Annotated in this window: 17 protein-coding genes and 1 pseudogene; 9 read left to right on the forward strand and 9 right to left on the reverse strand. The window is 64.7% G+C overall.

Going from position 1 to position 18065, the window contains the following annotated elements; translation table 11 throughout:
• The first annotated feature begins 12 nt into the window (after positions 1-12).
• From flgG to flgH, 3 genes are read left to right on the forward strand one after another with little or no spacing between them, the layout of a single operon-like run.
• Complete coding sequence (gene flgG / locus IQ16_RS26070) at positions 13-801, forward strand: flagellar basal-body rod protein FlgG (protein WP_018642817.1); 789 nt, start codon at positions 13-15, stop codon at positions 799-801.
• Between the two features lie 10 nt (positions 802-811).
• The gene (gene flgA / locus IQ16_RS26075; RefSeq protein WP_026311963.1) at positions 812-1951 is read left to right on the forward strand and encodes a flagellar basal body P-ring formation chaperone FlgA; all 1140 of its coding nucleotides are present in this window, start codon (positions 812-814) and stop codon (positions 1949-1951) included.
• 3 nt (positions 1952-1954) lie between these two features.
• Complete coding sequence (gene flgH / locus IQ16_RS26080) at positions 1955-2716, forward strand: flagellar basal body L-ring protein FlgH (protein ID WP_018642819.1); 762 nt, start codon at positions 1955-1957, stop codon at positions 2714-2716.
• A 133-nt stretch (positions 2717-2849) separates the two neighbouring features.
• Here flgH and IQ16_RS26085 read toward each other — a convergent pair whose 3' ends face one another.
• The 3 genes and pseudogenes from IQ16_RS26085 to IQ16_RS26095 all read right to left on the reverse strand — a co-directional run bounded on the left by IQ16_RS26085 (position 2850) and on the right by IQ16_RS26095 (position 6226).
• Positions 2850-4010: a PcfJ domain-containing protein gene (locus tag IQ16_RS26085; RefSeq protein WP_018642820.1), complete on the reverse strand. Its 1161-nt coding sequence runs from the start codon at positions 4008-4010 to the stop codon at positions 2850-2852.
• 333 nt (positions 4011-4343) lie between these two features.
• Positions 4344-5123 (reverse strand): 2-keto-4-pentenoate hydratase, encoded by a 780-nt coding sequence (locus IQ16_RS26090; RefSeq protein WP_018642821.1) that lies wholly within the window; start codon positions 5121-5123, stop codon positions 4344-4346.
• An 82-nt stretch (positions 5124-5205) separates the two neighbouring features.
• Positions 5206-6226, reverse strand: a pseudogene (locus IQ16_RS26095) (SDR family oxidoreductase).
• 93 nt (positions 6227-6319) lie between these two features.
• On the opposite strand from IQ16_RS26095, the gene IQ16_RS26100 reads away from it, so the two are divergent.
• Positions 6320-6718, forward strand: coding sequence for a winged helix-turn-helix transcriptional regulator (locus IQ16_RS26100; RefSeq protein ID WP_018642822.1), 399 nt, complete (start codon positions 6320-6322; stop codon positions 6716-6718).
• Between the two features lie 282 nt (positions 6719-7000).
• On the opposite strand, the gene dksA is transcribed toward IQ16_RS26100, so the two are convergent.
• Positions 7001-7366 carry an RNA polymerase-binding protein DksA gene (dksA, locus tag IQ16_RS26105; protein ID WP_008554760.1) on the reverse strand — a complete coding sequence of 122 codons (366 nt, stop codon included), beginning with the start codon at positions 7364-7366 and terminating at the stop codon, positions 7001-7003.
• A gap of 215 nt (positions 7367-7581) precedes the next feature.
• Positions 7582-8193 (reverse strand): NAD(P)-dependent oxidoreductase, encoded by a 612-nt coding sequence (locus IQ16_RS26110; protein ID WP_018642823.1) that lies wholly within the window; start codon positions 8191-8193, stop codon positions 7582-7584.
• 156 nt (positions 8194-8349) lie between these two features.
• Between IQ16_RS26110 and IQ16_RS26115 the strand changes: the two genes are divergently transcribed.
• Positions 8350-8721 (forward strand): winged helix-turn-helix transcriptional regulator, encoded by a 372-nt coding sequence (locus IQ16_RS26115; protein WP_026311964.1) that lies wholly within the window; start codon positions 8350-8352, stop codon positions 8719-8721.
• Positions 8722-8893: 172 nt separating this feature from the next.
• Here the strand turns inward: IQ16_RS26115 and IQ16_RS26120 are convergent, their stop codons facing one another.
• The gene (locus tag IQ16_RS26120; RefSeq protein WP_018642825.1) at positions 8894-9307 is read right to left on the reverse strand and encodes a flagellar assembly protein FliX; all 414 of its coding nucleotides are present in this window, start codon (positions 9305-9307) and stop codon (positions 8894-8896) included.
• Positions 9308-9590: 283 nt separating this feature from the next.
• Here IQ16_RS26120 and IQ16_RS26125 point away from each other — a divergent pair, with 283 nt between their 5' ends.
• From IQ16_RS26125 to IQ16_RS26140, 4 genes are all read left to right on the forward strand, one after another.
• Positions 9591-10715 carry a flagellar basal body P-ring protein FlgI gene (locus IQ16_RS26125; RefSeq protein ID WP_026311965.1) on the forward strand — a complete coding sequence of 375 codons (1125 nt, stop codon included), beginning with the start codon at positions 9591-9593 and terminating at the stop codon, positions 10713-10715.
• Positions 10715-11089 (forward strand): flagellar assembly peptidoglycan hydrolase FlgJ, encoded by a 375-nt coding sequence (gene flgJ / locus IQ16_RS26130; RefSeq protein ID WP_018642827.1) that lies wholly within the window; start codon positions 10715-10717, stop codon positions 11087-11089. The genes IQ16_RS26125 and flgJ overlap by 1 nt, the downstream gene beginning before the upstream one ends.
• Before the next feature lie 11 nt (positions 11090-11100).
• Positions 11101-11598: a hypothetical protein gene (locus IQ16_RS26135; RefSeq protein WP_018642828.1), complete on the forward strand. Its 498-nt coding sequence runs from the start codon at positions 11101-11103 to the stop codon at positions 11596-11598.
• 150 nt (positions 11599-11748) lie between these two features.
• On the forward strand, positions 11749-12111 hold the full coding sequence (locus IQ16_RS26140; RefSeq protein ID WP_018642829.1) for a hypothetical protein: 363 nt from the start codon (positions 11749-11751) through the stop codon (positions 12109-12111).
• 131 nt (positions 12112-12242) lie between these two features.
• Here IQ16_RS26140 and flaF read toward each other — a convergent pair whose 3' ends face one another.
• The 3 genes from flaF to IQ16_RS26155 form a co-directional block, all read right to left on the reverse strand.
• The gene (gene flaF / locus IQ16_RS26145; protein ID WP_018642830.1) at positions 12243-12611 is read right to left on the reverse strand and encodes a flagellar biosynthesis regulator FlaF; all 369 of its coding nucleotides are present in this window, start codon (positions 12609-12611) and stop codon (positions 12243-12245) included.
• Between the two features lie 289 nt (positions 12612-12900).
• Positions 12901-15192 (reverse strand): DUF1522 domain-containing protein, encoded by a 2292-nt coding sequence (locus IQ16_RS26150; RefSeq protein WP_018642831.1) that lies wholly within the window; start codon positions 15190-15192, stop codon positions 12901-12903.
• Positions 15193-15411: 219 nt separating this feature from the next.
• Entirely contained in the window at positions 15412-17700 is a 2289-nt protein-coding gene (locus IQ16_RS26155; protein ID WP_018642832.1) for a DUF1522 domain-containing protein, read from the reverse strand.
• Positions 17701-18065 lie beyond the last annotated feature (365 nt).

Raw genomic sequence — 18065 nt, forward strand, 5'->3', positions numbered from 1 at the left:
GGGAGAACTGACATGCAGGCGCTTCACACCGCAGCGACCGGAATGGCGGCACAGGAACTCAACGTTCAGGTGATCTCCAACAACATCGCGAACCTCCGCACCACAGGCTTCAAGAAGCAGACCGCGGCGTTCCAGGACCTGATCTACGAGCACGTGCGCCGCGTCGGCGCGCAGGCCTCGGACCAGGGCACCATCCTGCCGGTCGGCGTCGACATCGGCGGCGGCGTCAAGACCGTCGGCACGCCCCGCAGCATGACGCAGGGTACGCTGTCGCAGACCGGCAACGACCTCGACCTCGCGATGTCGGGCGAAGGGTTCTTCAAGATCCTGATGCCCGACGGCACCTATCAATACACCCGCGACGGCACCTTCCAGATGGACAACCAGGGCCGCGTCGTCACCGCGCAGGGTAACCCGGTGCAGCCGACCATCACCATCCCGAACAACGCCTCGGGCATCTCCGTGAGTGAGCAGGGCCAGGTCTCGGTGACGCTGCCGGGCTCGTCGACCTCCTCGATCATCGGCCAGATCGGCGTGACCCGGTTCATCAACAAGGCGGGTTTGCAGCCTGTCGGAAGCAACCAGTTCACCGAGACGCCTTCCTCCGGCCCGCCGCAGGACGGCACTGCGAACGCCGAAGGCTACGGCAAGATCACGCAGGGAAGCCTCGAGCAGGCCAATGTCGACGTCGTCTCGGAGATGAGCGACCTGATCGCCGCCCAGCGCGCCTACGAGATGAACGCCAAGGTCATCAGCGCCGCCGACCAGATGATGCAATCGACCACGGCGCTGTTCCGCTGAGGTGATGACGATGATCCGGACCACAATCGCCACGATCTCCGCGCTCCTGCTGCTGGCCCTGCCGGCAGAAGCCGCCGACGACGGCATCGCCGCGCCGACGCTGCGCGCGAACGTCACCGTGACCTCGGACGTGGTTCGGGTCGGCGACCTCGTCGACAATGCCGGCTCCGCCGCGCTGATCCCGGTCTACCGCTCGCCCGATCTCGGCACCACCGGTGCGCTGCCGGTCGCCCAGGTGCTTTCGGTGTTGCGTGGAAAACAGGTGATCGGCGTGATGACCGGCGACATCAAGGAAGTCCAGGTCACCCGCCTCGCCCGCACGCTCGCCAACAGGGATCTCGAAAACGCGGTGGCCTTCGCGCTCGAGCGCCGCTTCGGCCTTGGCGATGCCGCCAACATCACCGTCACCTTCGACCGCGGCGTCTCCGACATGCGGCTGGACGCCTCCAACACCGGCGCGCTGCAGCCGGTCGCAACCCGCTACGACGCGCGCAGCGGCCGTTTCGACATCGCCTTCGAGATCAACAACGACAACAACCCGACGCCAACCAAGCTGCGCTTCACCGGCACCGCGATCGAGACCGTGGAAGTCGCCGTGCTGACCCGCGACATCGACCGCTCCGACATGCTGAAAGCCTCGGACATCTCGCTGGAGCGCCGGCCCAAGGCCGAGGTCACCGGCGAGCCCGCCTCGCGCGATCGCACCATCGGCATGCAGCTGCGCCGGCCGATGCGGGCGGGCACGCCGATCCGCGTCGCCGACATCGTCAAGCCCGACTTCGTGCAGCGCGACCAGAGCGTCACCATCATCTATCAGGTGCCCGGCCTCTACCTCACCACGCGCGGCAAGGCGATCGAGAGCGGCGCCGAGGGCGACACCGTCTCCGTGCTCAACCTGCAATCCAAGCGCACGCTGACCGGTGTCGTCACCGGCCGCGGCCAGGTCACCGTGCAGGGTGCCAGCCAGTCCGCGCCGGTGGCGCCCGCGGTCGAGCAGACCTCCTCGCTCAAGCGCGATGAAGCGCCCGCGCCCGTCGACACTGCAGCCCTCATTCGTAACCTGGTCCAGGCCCCCGCCTCGCCAGCCCAGGTCGCCCAAGCCCAGATCCCGCAAGCCCGCGTCTCGCAAGCTCCAGCCAAGTCAGAGTAAGTCATGTCCTCGTTCAGTTCGGCTTCCCGTCTTCGTCGCATCGCGATCTCTGCCCTGCTGCTGGCCTCTTGCGCACTGGGCGGCTGCTCCTCGATCGACCGCCTGTCGCAGATCGGCGAGCAGCCGAAATTGTCCGCGATCGACAATCCGACGACGCAGCCCGGCTACAAGCCGGTGCAGATGCCGATGCCGAAGCCGGAAGTGGCCTCCTACAATCCGAACTCGCTGTGGCGCAACGGCAGCCGCGCCTTCTTCAAGGACCAGCGCGCCCGCCAGGTCGGCGACCTCCTGACCGTGACCGTGAACATCACCGACAAGGCCAACATCGCCAACGAGACCCAGCGCAGCCGCACCAACAAGGAAGATTCCGGCATTACCGACTTCATCGGGTCCAAGACCATCACGCAGGCGAACAAGATCCTGCCCGGCCGCATCCTCACTGCCGACGCCACCGCCTCCAGCGACGGCAAGGGCTCGGTCAACCGCACGGAAGCGCTGCAGACCAACGTCGCCGCGGTCGTCACCCAGGTGCTGCCGAACGGCAATCTCGTGGTCGAGGGCAAGCAGGAGATCCGCGTCAACTACGAGATCCGCGAGCTCGTGGTCGCCGGCATCGTCCGCCCCGAAGACATCCAGAGCGACAACACCATCGACTCCACCAAGATCGCGCAGGCCCGCATTGCCTATGGCGGCCGCGGCCAGATCATGGACGTGCAGCAGCCGCGCTACGGCCAGCAGGTCATGGACGTGCTGCTGCCCTTCTAAGCCTCTTCAAGAGCTCCCACATCGTGTTCGCGAACCTAGGCGCGAACGACGGTGTACTACGCGGCCTCCGGTAGCTCCCCTGCCGGAGGCCGCATGTATTTTGCCTGCGCCGCCGTAGCGGCGCAGGTCTCTGTTAGAGGAGCGCGATCCCGCGGGCTTGCCCCCACCGCTCCAGGACCTTGCGCTCCCCGGCGTGCGGCGCGCGGTTTGCAAACCCGCGAACCTGAACCGCCCGACAACGAGGATCAAGTTCGATGGTCAGCAGCCGCTCGGTACGACCGTTGGCACGGCGGCGTAGCGACCAGATCGACGCGTGGCCCGCGATGCACTTTGCCGCGTAGGTCGCGACGCAGTGGCGCATGGCGCGCGTCTCAGCCACAAGATCGGCGGCAGTACGCAGCTGGACGACGACATACTCCTCGCGCCTGCTGCGATCCTTGAACGACAAGGTCCACGACCAGTCGGCGATCGCAGCACCTCGCCAGGCGTCGTCGACGGTGCCCGCCGCCAGCCCTCGCGCACGGTTCCGCAGAGCCTCGGCGCGACGGCGTGCAGCCTCGATGCGAGCGACCGCTTCGAGATCGCGATGCCATTCGCGCATCTGCCGACCAAGCGAAGTCAGCGTGCGCCCCTTGAGGCTGAACGCTGGATTCCGCCGGTAGCAAGCGGCGAGGTAATCGTGGAGGTCGTCCATCTCCTCGACCGTGGTGGGATGCGCGCAGAAGAAGCGCACCGCCTCGCGCCAGAAGCCATGCTCGGCACGGGGCGTCTGCGTGATCCTGGTGCGCGCGATTCGCAGCGCAACGCCGGGATCGCTCGCGTAGGATCGCGCGATCGCCTGCCAGATCGCAGCCTCGAAGTCGAGACGTCCCAGCGGATTGAGGAACGCATGGACCTCCTTGCGGGACAGCCACGCGCCCGCACCTGCGCCGTGCAGCGAACCGCCACCGGCCGCCACCACGTACCAGCGCTTGCGCAGCGCAATCTCGGCGGCATCCAGTCCCGCGGCGTCGATCCAGATCTGCTCCAGAGGTTCTGCAACAGGATAGCGCGCGAAGAGATAGCGAGCCGCGGCAAGACGGAGACGCGCGGCATCGCGAGTCTTCATCCGCGGCTTCCAGGCCTGGGCGTCGCGCACGACGTCCGCCTCGAAGCCACGCCTGGCCTCGTAGATCGCGGTCTCGAAATCCGGTGGAGGACGCGTCCGCTGCGACACGTGCCGCAGCGAAAGCTCGTAGGCTTCAACCCGCGCGCGCTCGGCCTCCTGCCGGCGCTGAATCAACGAATGTGCCATTGTCGTTCAACATGATTGGATGACTGTCAGCCGGACGCACTGAGAGCGTCGGCACGGAGCGTGTCGATCGCCACAAAGTACTCACAGCTGGTCTCCTCATTGTTGAACGCGCAGGTTGAATGGGACGGGGCTCATATACCCGATCGCGGGCGGGCGCAAGATGCGTCCCGTCTGAAATTCAGAAACTACAAACGGCGGGGCAAGTCCGCGACATTATTGCAACGCCGCCACCACACACTCCGTCATTGCGAGCGTAGCGAAGCAATCCAGACTTCCGCCGCGGAAAGACTCTGGATTGCTTCGCTACGCTCGCAATGACGCCGTGGCGAGAGCTCACTTGAACTTCGCCTCCACCACGCCCAGCCCGTCCAGCTCCATCCGCACCTTGTCGCCGGCCTTCAGCCACAGCGTCTTCACCAGGCTTCCCGTCAACACGAGCTGCCCTGCGTGCAGGCCCTTGCCTTCGGCGGCGAGATGATTGGCGAGCCAGGCGAGTGCGTTGTGGGGATGGCCGAGCACGTCGCCGCCGGTGCCGTGGCTGACCTCCTCGCCGTTGACGATGGCGCGGCCCTTGACCGCTTTCAGGTCCGGCACCGACGAGCGCGGCACCGACGGGCCCAGCACGCAACCGGCGGCGAAGAAGTCGTCGGCGATCAGCGTCGGCGCGCCCATCGTCTCCCATTTCACGTAGCGGTCGTCGACGATCTCGATCGCGGGATGATAGGCCTCGACGGCCTCGCCGACCCATTCGGCCGTGAACGGCGCCTCGCCGGCGGCGAGGTCGCGCTGCAGCCGCACCGCGATCTCGCATTCGACGCCGACGCGGACATAGTCGGCGGCGGCGAGCTTCGCCCCGCTGTCGTGCACGCCCTTCTGGAACACCCCGCCGGCACAGGGATGCGGGATACCGATATAATCCTGCATCACCTGGCTGGTGCAGCCGATCTTGTAGCCGACCAGCGGCCCGGCATGCGGCAGCAGCAGATCATGCAGGGCGCGCTGGACCCGGTAGCCCTCGGCCTCGTCGGCCAGCGGAACTTCGAGGTCCGCGAGCGGCGCATGGTTGCGGCGCGCCAGCGCGATCGCCTTTGCGGCTTCGAGAATCTTGTCCATCGGCGCCGGCTCCCACGCTACGCAAATCGAGGACGGCACTTCAGCATCCCCGCCCCAGCCTGACAAGCGCGAGCGACGGGCCTCACGGCTTGACGAGCCCAAGCCGGATCAGGCTCTCGGCGGTCGCAAGGATCGCCTCATCGTTGGACCGCGCCTGCGAGCAGCGACCTCGCCTTGGCGCTGGTGGAATGCCGCACCCTGCCGAGCATCGGCACGACCGCGCGCAGCAACGGAATCCGGTTCGCGGCCAGCCGCACCAGCCAGTCTGGAGCCTGGAGCCGTGGAACCCGGCGCGCGGCCGGCCCTAGTTCCCGCCGCAACACAAGGGCAATGTCGAGGATCGACATCGTCTCCCCGGACACCGCGATGAAGCGCTCGCCTTTAGCCTGCGGCGCCGTCATCGCCCGCAAGTGAAGGTCGGCGACATCGCGCACATCAACCACGCCGAAATAGACCCGCGGCACCGCCGGCATGGCACCGTCGAGCAGCGATTTGACGATCTCGATCGAGCCCGAAAAGTCGGGCCCCAGCACGGGACCGAAGATACCGGCGGGATTGACGACCGACAATTCGAGCCCGCCCTCGCGCGCGACGAAATCCCAGGCCGCCCGCTCGGCCAGCGTCTTGGACTTGATGTAGGGCTGCACGTCGGCGCCGCCGAGATTGGTCCAGTCGGTCTCGTCGAACGGCTTTTCGCGGGGCGGATGGCCGTAGCCGATCGCCCCCAGCGACGAGGTGATCACCACCCGTTTGACGCCGGCCTCGCGCGCGGCCCGGAGTACCCGGAGCGTTCAGTCCCTAGCCGGGATGATCATCTCGTTCTCGTCCTTGGGAACACTGGTCGAGAGCGGCGAAGCAACATGGAGAACATAGTCGCAGCCCGTGACCGCCTTCTGCCAGCCGTCATCCCGGGTGAGATCGGCGGTGAAGAAGGCCAGGCTCTCGGGCGAAGCCGCCCCGCCCTCGCGCAGCATGGCCAGCACGTCGGCTTGACGCTCCGGCCGGCGCACCGTCGTCCGCACTGTGTGGCCGGCGGCCAGAAGTTGCAGGATGACATGGATGCCGACGAAGCCGGACCCGCCGGTGACCAGAACAGTGCTCATTGCCAAATTCCCCACGTTGCGCAGGCCAACGAATGGGTTCCGCCACCCTGCTCAAGGCCGCATCTGGTCACTATCTGCCGGGGCACAAGTAGAATGGATTTCGAGACCGGTATGGAAAACCTGACCAACCCTTGCGACGGCGACTGCGATTGCAGCCCCGACCCTGCCCTGCTCTCCGACTTCAAGCGGGCCATCCATGCCCTCGGCGGCAAGTGGAAGCTGGAGATCCTGTTCGCCCTGATGAACGGCGCGGTTCGCTTCGGCGCCTTGCGGCGGTCGATCGGCGGCATCACCCAGCACATGCTGACCACGCAACTGCGCGAGCTCGAGCAGGACGGGCTGGTGTCCCGAACGGCCTTTGCGGAGAAACCCCTAAGGGTGGAGTACGAGCTGACGGATGCGGCCTACGGCCTGCTCCCGGCGTTTAAGGAAATATTGAGCTGGTCGAGGCTTTATGGGGACGCGCGCCTCGTGGCGTCGCATGAGGCCTGATTGCAGCGCTGCTTGATGCAGCTCGATCTGCCACTCAGCATCCGAGCCGATCTCGTTGATGCGACTCGCAAAATCTCCCGCACCTGAAGTGAAGGCTATTTCTCATCCGAACTCACGTGAGCTCGGAGGAATCGAGTCTAGCTCATTGATCGCGATTCACTTTTCGCGATTGCGCTCGCATGTGGATGCGCGCGGCGGCAGGCGGCAGGCAAAATGCCGAGCACGGCGCGAAATGGCGCCTTGGGTTCAAAAACAAAGAGCCGCATCTCTGCGGCTCGGACCTTATTCGTCGCGATAAACCTTCTCGCGTTTCTCGTGGCGCTCCTGCGCTTCCACCGAGAGCGTTGCGATGGGCCGGGCTTCGAGCCGCTTCAAAGAAATTGGCTCGCCGGTGTCCTCGCAATAGCCGTAGGTGTTGTCCTCGATCCGCTGGAGCGCGGCGTCGATCTTGGCGATCAACTTGCGCTGGCGGTCGCGGGCACGGAGTTCGATGGCGCGGTCGGTTTCGGACGATGCCCGATCGGCGAGATCGGGGTGGTTCACGTTCTCCTCCTGCAGGGCTTGCAGGGTGAGCTTGGACTCTTTGAGGATCTCATCCTTCCAGGCAAGGAGCTTCAAACGGAAGTACTCCTTCTGCCGGTCGTTCATGAAAGGCTCTTTTTCGGTCGGTCGGTAGTTTTTCAACTTTTCCAAGGGCGGCCTATCTGTCTAAGCAACGACTCGCAAACGGAACGGGGTCCGTTGAGCGGGGCGTTATATAGCGGCCTCCTGTGACAGACAATATTTCCTTAATCATTCGGTTACCGCCCCCAAACCCTTGCACAGGAAGGTTTATCCGCAAGAGCCCGGGGGCGGCCGAAGGCCTAGTAACCGACCGTGAAACGCTGCTTCAGATGGGCCGGCTTCTCGATCTCGTCAGCCAGCGCAATGGCGTAGTCGGCGAAGCTGATCCAACTCTTGCCGTTCGCATCTGCGAGAAGCTGATCGGTCCCGAGGCGGAACTTGCCGGTGCGTTCCCCCTCGATGAACAGCGCCGATGGCGAGATGAAGGTCCAGTTCAGGTCCTTTTCCTGTCGCAGCAAATCCAGGAAGGCAGAGCCCGCCTCCGCCTCGGCCTTGTATTGGGCCGGAAAACCGGGAGTTGTGACCAGCTTCACGCCGGGGGCGACTTCGAGGCTACCGGCTCCGCCGACGACGAGGTAACGGCCCACCCCGGAGGCCTTGGCCGCGCCGATCAGCTTCAGCGCGTCGCTGGCCAGGAAGTGGACGGAACTCACGGCAACGTCGTGCCCGGCCCACAGCTTGGCCAAGCCCGCCTGGTCGAGCACGTCACCCTTGGTCGGCGTGACGTTCGGCAGGGCTGCGATCTTCTCCGGGTTCCGGGCGATGGCGGTCACGCTATGACCGCGACGCGACAGCTCCTTGGTAATCTCCGACCCTGCCCGGCCCGAGGCGCCGGCGACTACGATTTTCATTGGAAGGCTCCTTTGTTTCTGTGGTAACTAATGGTGACTAGATATCGTAAAGAATGCTGGTGTTAAGAGAGCACTTTGTGCTTACCTGATTACGCCGGAGTAACCGGCGCACGTAACCGACGCGCGCGGGCGGCCGGAATGATCGAGGACACGACGATGAAGCCCGACGTCTATGCAGCGAATTGCCCCACGCGCCAGATCCTCGACCGCGTTGGCGACAAATGGGCGGTGCTGATCCTCTTGCTGCTGCGCGAGGAACCGATGCGCTTCAATCAGTTGCGCCGCACGATTGAAGGCATTTCGCAGAAGATGCTGAGCCAGGTTCTCAAGTCGCTCGAACGCGACGGATTGATCAAGCGCCGCGCCATCGCGACCGTGCCCGTAACGGTGGAGTATTCGATCACGCAGCTCGGGCTGACGCTCGCTGCCGCCGTCGATCCCCTGCGCGATTGGGCCGAACAGAATCTGAAAGACGTGCTCGCCGCCCAGCGCCGCTACGACGCGCAGTTGAAGGAAGAAGCGGCGTAGGGTGCGTGTGAAGATCGCTTACAGAAGTCCCGTCATCCTGAGGTGCGAGTGGCGCGATGCAAAGCATCGCGCCGGGAGCCTCGAAGGATGCGCGGCCGAGATGCTTCAGCGGGGCCGTCGCCCTTCGAGGCCTCCGCTTCGCTCCGGCGCCTCAGGGTGACGGATAACGTGACTACGCCTGCCCGGCCTTCGCCAGTTCCACCTCGACGCGCAGCTCGATCTCCGAGAGCACGGAATCCAGTCCGGGATCGCCCGAGGACGATTTCAGGTTCGCCGCGGCGTCGCGCAGCCGCATCACGGTCGAGGCGTCGAGATTGCCGGACAACAGCCCCATCTTGAGTTCGTCGAGCACGTCGAGCGCGGTCCTGCCGCGGGCGACCGAGCGCTTGCGGCGCTCGACCGGATCCTCCTCGACACCTTGCAGCGCGAGCAGCGCGTCGATGTTGGCGGCGGCTTTCGGTGCGGCAGCGCTCCGCGTCTCCTGCGCCGATGAGGTGTCGGGCAGCACGAAGGTGCCGGAGCCGGTCCGTCTGGCCTGGCTGGCCGGCGTTCCAAGCGTGGTGCCGTTCGGTCCGTAGATGCGCATCGGAAGCAATCCGGGTGATCGATGCGCCACATTCGCCGTTTTATGGTTAACGACGCGTAAACGGCTCGGCAAAATCTGCCGACAGGCGGCAGTTTCGCTCCTGAAGGCGAACGCCCGCTGACACCGGTCGAAATAGATTTATTCAACCTATTCAACCGCCTACCCCTCGTGCCCCACGTTGGCACAGCGCTCGCAAGGAAAGCGCCGGACCAGCTCGTCATGGGAGTGTCGTGCAGGTCTTGTCGATTTGAGGAGGCTCTTTGGAAGCCTTGGGGAGCAGAGGATGCCAGGCGTTCGTTGGGTGAGGATTGTTGGAGTGGCCTGCGCCGCGCTGTCAGCGCTGGCGTTGTCGGTCACGTCGGCTGCTGCGACCTCGCGCATCAAGGACCTCGCCAATATCGAAGGCGTGCGGCAGAACCAGCTCATCGGCTACGGCCTCGTGGTCGGCCTCAACGGCACCGGCGACACGCTCAACAACATCCCCTTCACCAAGCAGTCGCTGCAGGCGATGCTCGAGCGCATGGGCGTCAACATCCGCGGCGCCACCATCCGCACCGGCAACGTCGCCGCCGTGATGGTGACAGGCAATCTGCCGGCCTTCGCCACCCAGGGCACGCGCATGGACGTCACGGTGTCCGCGCTCGGCGATGCCAAGAACCTGCAGGGCGGCACCCTGCTCGTCACCCCCCTCCTCGGCGCCGACGGCAATGTCTATGCGGTGGCGCAGGGCTCGCTCGCGATCTCCGGCTTCCAGGCCGAGGGCGAGGCGGCCAAGATCGTGCGCGGCGTCCCGACCGTCGGGCGCATCGCCAACGGCGCCATCATCGAGCGCGAGATCGAGTTTGCGCTCAATCGGCTGCCGAACGTGCGCCTGGCGCTGCGCAACGCCGACTTCACCACCGCCAAGCGCATTGCGGCGGCGGTCAACGACTATCTCGGCGTCAAGACGGCCGAGCCGATCGATCCCTCGACGGTTCAGCTTTCGATCCCGCCGGAGTTCAAGGGCAACGTCGTCGCCTTCCTCACCGAGATCGAGCAGCTCCAGGTCGATCCTGATCTCGCCGCCAAGATCATCATCGACGAGCGCAGTGGCATCATCGTGATGGGCCGCGACGTTCGCGTCGCCACCGTTGCGGTCGCCCAGGGCAACCTCACCGTCACGATCTCCGAGAGCCCGCAGGTGAGCCAGCCCAACCCGCTGTCGCGCGGCCGCACCGTGGTCGCGCCGCGCAGCAGCGTCAGCGTCGTCGAGGACGGCAAGAAGCTGGCCCTCGTCAAGGACGGCGTCTCGCTCCAGCAGCTCGTCGACGGCCTCAACGGCCTCGGCATCGGCCCCCGCGACATGATCAGCATCCTCCAGGCGATCAAGGCTGCCGGGGCGATCGAAGCCGACATCGAGGTGATGTGATGCAGACGAGCACAATCAACACCCCGCACCTCACGACGTACTCTCCGACCTTCTCGGTCGAGAGCCGCAACGGCCGGCCCGATTTCGAGCTCGCCGCGGCCCTGCAAAAGGTCTCGCCGCAGCAACAGGCCAAGTCGCAGAAGACCGCCACCGACTTCGAGGCGATGTTCCTCAACAGCATGTTCTCGCAGATGACCTCGGGCCTGAAGGGCGATGGCCCGTTCGGCAGCACGCCCGGTACCGGCGTATGGCGCTCGATGCTGACCGAGCAATATTCCAAGAACTTCGCCAATGCGGGTGGCGTCGGTGTCGCCCGTGACGTCTATCGAACCCTGATCATCCAGCAGGCGAAAACCACTCTCCGTACGGCATAAGGTCCAACGAGATGAACCAGTTCAACGCCTCACGTCAGTCGATGCAAGCGCAGCGCCCGAACAACGCGCCCGCCAGCGCCGAGGCGCGCAAGCTCGCGGAAGACCTGATGGACGCAATGAGCGCCCTGCTCAGCCTGATCGAGCGCGAGACCGAGCTGGTGCGGGCCGGACAGGTCCGCGAGGCCATGACCCTGGAGGGCAGAAAGCAGGAGCTGTCGCGCAACTATGTCGGCGCCGTCAGCCAGCTCAAGGCGAACCAGGCCCAGCTTGCGAAATCCGCGCCCGAGCTGCTCTCGACGCTGCATCGGCACCACGATGCGTTCCGCGCGATGCTTCAGGTCAACCTCACCGTGCTCGCGACCGCGCATGCGGTCTCCGAGAGCGTCGTGCGCGGCGTCAACGCCGAGATCCAGAAGCGCAACGTACCGAATACCTATACTGCCGCCGGGCGTCGCGCTGCTCCCGGCCCGCGCCACATCACTCCACTCGCGGTCAGCCGTTCGCTCTGAGCGCACGGCTACAATTTTACGAAAAACCGCGCGGCGTTGTCGCCGCGTGGTTAGGCACGTTTCGTTACCGGGTCTTCAGTCCTGGTGTTCCATGGTTGCGTATTGAGAGGGGTTGGGATTTGACTCACGTAAGGCAACCAGGAGGCTGCCATGAGTACAGATTTCAGCATCAGGCCGGTGGGGATACCGGCCCCCGTGCAGATCATAACGACGTCGAATTCGGCGGCGGTCGATGCCGTGCAAACCGATTTGCCCGTGAGCCAGACGGTCGCCGCGAGCGATACCAGCGCACCCGTCCGCAATGATCTGCCGAACAACAACGAAAACATCTCGCGACAGGTCGTGTTCGACCAGGCAGCCGCATCCTTCGTTTTCCAGGTGGTCAACGACAAGACCGACGCGGTGGTCAACCAGTTCCCCGACGAAGCGATGCTGCGCCGGCGCGCCTATTTCCATGCAGAGGACCTGAAGTCCAAGCCCTCGCGCCCGCTGAACACGGACCTCAGCGCCTGACGATCAGGTGTCGAGCTGGTGACGGTGTTGGACGCACCGGCGCGCTCATGGCGAAGCTGCGCGTGAAATCCCGATGCTGGATCAATATGCTGTCGACGAGCCGCTCGCGAAGTCGGCCGTGACAAGCCTCGTCACGGACGGCCGGACAGACCCGCAGCGATGTTCCGGTTGATCTCGATCAGCGGACGGAAATGATCGAACTGCGGGCTCATCTGCAGCGCCGCGGTCTGGCTCAAAACGAACACGCTGATGTTGGCGATCTTCTGCCGGACGTCGATCGGCTGCGGATTGCTGTCGCGCATGGCTTCGCTCAGGAAGATCGTCCAGAGCTTACGATTGAACATCAGCGCCTGCATCGTCTGCTCACTGAGCGGATCGGCATTGTTCACCGCATCCTGGAGCTTGTTGGCGGCCTTGAGCAGAGTCTGCGCCTCGATGTCGCGAGGAGATGCGGTGGTCGTTGCGACACGCGCATAAGCCGAGGCAGCGGAATTCGACATCAATCACACCCTGGAAGTTTACCTAGCCCGTTGAACGCGCTTAAGGATTTCTTTCCCAACCCTAGGCAGCACCGCTTAAGATTTGCTTACGTGTGTGCTTGGAAGCACTCCGGATTATTACGGGTCGCGGAGTTTCTTCGTCAGCGCAAACGCTAGATGCACGCACGCGCGATGTAAACTCGCTTCACGTGATGCGCGCCGATCTCAGCTAATCTTGTCTTAGCGATCTCCCTCAAAAGAACGGCGGAGCGTTAGCTCCGCCGCGCTATCCTGATCCTGCGCTGCGAAACTAGCGGAGCAGCTGCAGCACACTCTGCTGCGACTGGTTGGCCAGCGAAAGCGCGGAGACCGCGATCGACTGGCGGGTCGACAGCGCCTGGCTGTTGGCCGCTTCCTCGTTGGTGTCTGCGAGCGTCAGGTTGGACGAGCCGGTCTGCAGCACGTTGATCAGGTTCTTGGAGAAGTCCTGACGCACCTGCACGATCGAGAGGTTCGAACCGAGCGAGGAGCCTTCGGAGCGCAGCCTGCTCGAGGCGGCATTGAGGCTTGCCAGCACCTTGTTGGTGGCGCCGTTGTCGATGAAGTCGACGCCGTTGACGAGGTTGCTGAGGCCGAGGCCGGCCGCGTTGAACACCACGCCGTTGATGCTGAGCGTCGAGCTGCCGGTCTCATTGAAGACGAGCTTCAGCGTATCGCCGTTGAGCAGGTTGACGCCGTTGAAGGAGGAGTCCTGCGACGTCGTGTCGATCTGCGCCAGGATGTTGTTGAACTGGTTGACCAGGTTGGAGCGTGCGGTCTGCGCGACGGGATCCTGGACCGGCGGCTGTGCCGTGGTGAAGGCCAGAACACCGGTGATCGTGCCGCCGACGGTGCCGCCCGCAGTCGTCGAGCCGAGCGTCGAGGAGGCGTATTCGTTGACGGTCGTCACCGTGAGCACGCCGTTGGCGTCGATCGTCGCCGTCAGGTGGTTGGCCTGAAGCTGCGCGTTGAGCTGGTCGAGCGTCTTGACCGTGCCGTTGGTGCCGTCGCCGAAGGTGACGTTCACCGGCGTGCCGCCGTTGAAGGAGGTGAAGGTCAGCGTCTTGCCGCTGATGCCGCCGACGCCCGAGGTGCGCGCCGCGGTGAACGCGGTCGCCGTGCCCGTGTTGCCGCTGAGGCCGAATGCGCTGAGTGCATTGCCGGTGCCGGTGATCGAGAGATCGGCATTGATGCCGGTGGAGAGCGCAAGCTGGCCGCTGCTGTTGACTGACGACGGGATCTGGCCCGCCGTGGTCGAGAGGGTCGCCGCGCCATTGAAGATGCTGGCGGTCTTCACGCCGGTGGCAAGGTCGACCGCGTTGAGCAGGTCGGTGAGCGTCGCGCTCTGGATATAGACCGTCGAGTTGCCGTTGCCGTCGGTGACGACGTTGCCGCTGACGCCATAGCCGGTGGCCACGCTTGCCGCCGATTGCGGCGTCTGGGCGTTCTTGAAGGTAATGGTGTGGCCATCGACGTTCAGCGTCGAGCCATCCTGAACGAGCGTGCCGAGCGAACCGGCGGTCGTCGACCGGTTCGCGGTCACGTTCGCATTGCCCGCACCGGTCGCCGCGGTCAGACCGAGCTTATTGAGGAAGTCAGCCTTGCCCGTCACGCTCAGATCGGCGCCGGTCGAGCTCTTCAACGTAACAGCGCCCGCCGTGATCGAGGATGCCACCTGAAGCGTTCCGACGGGACCCGCCGAGCCGCTGACGGCGATGGTCGCCGCGCTTGCGCTGATGGTCGCGGTCTTGACGCCGCTGGCGAGGTCGATCGCGGTGAGGACGTCGTTGATCGTCGCGCCAGGCGCAGTCGGCGTTCCCTCATACACGATCGAATTGCCGTTGCCGTCGGTGGCGATGTGTCCGCTGGCATCGAGGCCCCAGCCGGTCGGCTGCGTGGTCGGAGCGATGCCGGTGCGGAAGGTGATGGTCTTGCCGTTCACCGTGATGGTGTCGCCATCCGCGGGCGGCGCGCCGAAGCTGGTGGATGCCGTGGTGCCGAGCAGTGTGGCAGTTCCGGACAATGCGGTGGTGCCGTCGGCGGCAACCGCTGCCGTGCCGGTAAACGTGCCGGCGCTCGAGCCCAGCGAGGCGCCAAGCGCGGCACTCCCGGTAACCGGGGTCACGCCACCGGCCGCACCGGTGTAGAGCACGTTGCTCTTGGCGGTCGCGCTCGCATAGGAGGTGGTGCCGCGCAGGTCGGCGGGCGTCGCACCGGGAATCGTGGTGGAGACGTTCGACTTGGTGGAATAGCCGACCGTGGTCTGCAGCGCCTGGTTGGCGATCGATTTCGCGCTGTCGATCAGCTTCTGCAGCGAGGTGATGCCGGTATTGGCGGCCTGGAGCACCTGCACGCCGTTGTTGATGCCGTCGAGCAGGTTGCTGATGTCGCTCGCCCGGTTGTCCAGCCCCTGCGCCGTGAAGAAGTTGGTGGGATTGTCGAGCGCCGTGTTGACCTTCTTGCCGGTCGCGAGGCGCTGCTGCGTCGTGGCCAGCAAGTCGGCCGTCGACTGCAGCGACAACAGGTTCTGGCGAACTGACGCCGAGAGAACGATGTTGGACATTGGCGAGTCTTCCTCTTGAACCGGATACGAATCGGCCGCGCGGGTCTGGAGAGCGGGCTTTTGTCCAGTTTTAGGAGGTGTCCTTTAAAGTATGGTTAACGCCGGTTTAAGGGATAGGGTTAATGGCCGGTGAACGCCCCTGCCCGCCTCCGGACGCAAAAAGAGCGACGGGGCAAATCGCCCCGCCGCCCGGTTTTATTCAGTGATGTCAGCTACTTGTTAGCGGAGCAGCTGGAGCACGCTCTGCTGCGAGGTGTTGGCCAGCGACAGCGCCGAGACTGCGATCGACTGGCGGGTCGACAGCGCCTGGCTGTTGGCCGCCTCGACGTTGGTGTCGGCCAGGGTCAGGTTGGACGAGCCGGTCTGCAGCACGTTGATCAGGTTCTTGTTGAAGTCCTGACGGATCTGCACCACCGAGAGGTTCGAACCGAGGCTCGAGGCTTCCGAGCGCAGCGTGCTCGAGGCGGCGTTCAGGTTGGTCAGCACCCGGTTGGCCGCGGCGTTGTCGATGAAGTCGAAGCCGACGGTCAGCGAGGCGAGGCCCAGACCCTTCGAGTTGTAGGTCACGCCAGTGATGTTCAGGCTCGACTTGCCAGTCTCGTCGAACACCAGCTTGAGCTGGTCGCCGTTCAAGAGGTTGACGCCGTTGAACGAGGAGTCCTGCGAGGTCGTGTCGATCTGGTTCAGGATGTTGTTGTACTGCGACACCAGGTTGGCACGCGCCGTCTGGGCAACCCCATCCTGGACGGGGTTGGAAGCCGTCGAGAACGTCAGCGCCGAAGTGAGCGTGCCGCCGATCACGCCGCCCGCCGCAATCGAGCCGAGCGTCGAGGATGCGTAGTCGTTGGACGCGGTGATGGTCAGCAGGCCGTTGGCGTCGATCGTCGCAGCCAGGTTGTTGGCCTGGAGCTTGGTGTTGAGCTGATCGAGCGTCTTGACCGTACCGTTGGTGCCGTCGCCGAAGGTGACGTTGACCGCCGTGCCGCCGTTGAAGGAGGAGAAGGTCAAGGTCTTGCCGGCGATGCCGCCGATGCCGGAAGTGCGGGCCGCGGTGAACGCGGTCGCATTGCCGGTGTTGCCGGCGAGGCCGAGCACGTTCAACACGTTGCCGGTGCCGGTGATCGACAGATCGGCATTGATGCCGGTCGAGATCTTGAGCTGACCGGACGTATTGATCGTCGAGTTCGACTGACCGGTGGCGGTCGCAAGCGTCGCGGTGCCGTTGGCGTTGATCGTCGCGGTCTGTACGCCGGTGGCAAGGTCGATCGCTTTCAGCACGTCGTTGACCGTGCCGGCCTGCAGATAGACCGTCGAGTTGCCGTTACCGTCGGTGAGGATGTTACCGGTGGCACCATAACCGCTCGGAACGCTCGGCGCACCGGTCGAGCCCGGGATCGGCGCATTCTTGAAGGTGATGACGTGACCGTCGACGTTCAGCGTCGAACCGTCCGCGATGGTCGCACCAAGCGAGGCCGCGCTCGTGGTCCGGTTGACGTTCACGGTGGCGTTGCCTGCACCCGTCGATGTCGTCAGTGCGAGGGCCTTGAGCAGGTCGGCCTTGCCAGTGACGCTCAGATCTGCACCCGTCGAACTCTTCAGCGTGACGGCGCCGGCAGCAGCGGTCGAAACCGCAGCACCTGGCTGGCTGGCGCTCACGGAGATCGTCGCAGCGCCGGAGCTGATGGAGACCGTCTTCACGCCGCTGGCCAGATCGATCGCAGACAAGAGATCGTTGACGGTCGCTGCCGGGGTGCCCGCGGTGCCGAGATAGACGGTGGTGTTGCCGTTGCCGTCGGTGACGAGGTTGCCACTGACGCCCGAACCGGCTGGGACGGCGGTCGACGCCGGAGCAGCGCCGCTGCGGAAGGTGATGGTCTTGCCGTTCACGGTCAGCGTATCGCCGTCAGCGGGCTGGGCGTTGCCGGCCAAGCCGGTCGCGGTCGTGCCGTTGGTGGCGATCAGGGTGATGGCGCCGCTCAGGGCCGTGGTGCCATCACCGGCCGTTGCGCCCGTGCTCGCAAAGGAGCCGATGGTCGCGCCGAGCGTGGTGGTGCCGGTCGCCGCCGTGGTGCCGCCGGCCGTGCCGTTATAGAGCACGTTGCTGCTCGCGGTCGCGCTGGCAAACGAGGTCGTGCCGCGCAGATCGGCCGCGGTCGCACCGGCGATCGTGGTGGAGACGTTGGATTTGGTCGAGTAGCCGACCGTGGTCTGCAGCGCCTGGTTGGCAATCGACTTGGCGCTGTCGATCAGCTTCTGCAGCGAGGTCAGGCCGGTGTTGGCGGCCTGCAGCACCTGCACGCCGTTGGCGATGCTGTCGAGCAGGTTGTTGATGTCGCTGGCGCGGTTGTCGAGCGACTGTGCCGTGAAGAAGTTGGTGGGATTGTCCAGGGCCGAGTTGACGCTCTTGCCGGTCGACAGACGGTTCTGTGTGGTGGCGAGAAGATCGGCGGTGGACTGGAGAGAGAGCAGGTTCTGGCGAACCGACGCAGAGAGAACAATACCGGACATGACTCTTACCCTTCTGGCTTACGCGTCTTCGTTCGATCGCTTCTGGATCGAGTGACGGCCACAGGGTGCGCCGACATGGCTAACAAAGCGTGAAACGAACATCGCTCGCAAAAGCGCCGGTTCACCATAAGCGGGAGCAAAGCGCGAAGTGAGACGACAATCAGTCTGAAATCATTGGCAATTCTTCGCGCTTACGCTCCATTAACCATAACCGCTGGTTACTTTTCAGAGTGTCGCCTGCCCTCTCGAACCCTCGAGCGATAAACGAAAAAAGCGGCGGGGCCGAAGCCCCGCCGCCGGATCTTGCTTAGCGATGTCAGCCGCTTGTTAGCGGAGCAGCTGGAGCACGCTCTGCTGCGACTGGT

Source organism: Bradyrhizobium huanghuaihaiense (assembly GCF_007830635.1).
Taxonomy (GTDB): Bacteria; Pseudomonadota; Alphaproteobacteria; order Rhizobiales; family Xanthobacteraceae; genus Bradyrhizobium; species Bradyrhizobium huanghuaihaiense.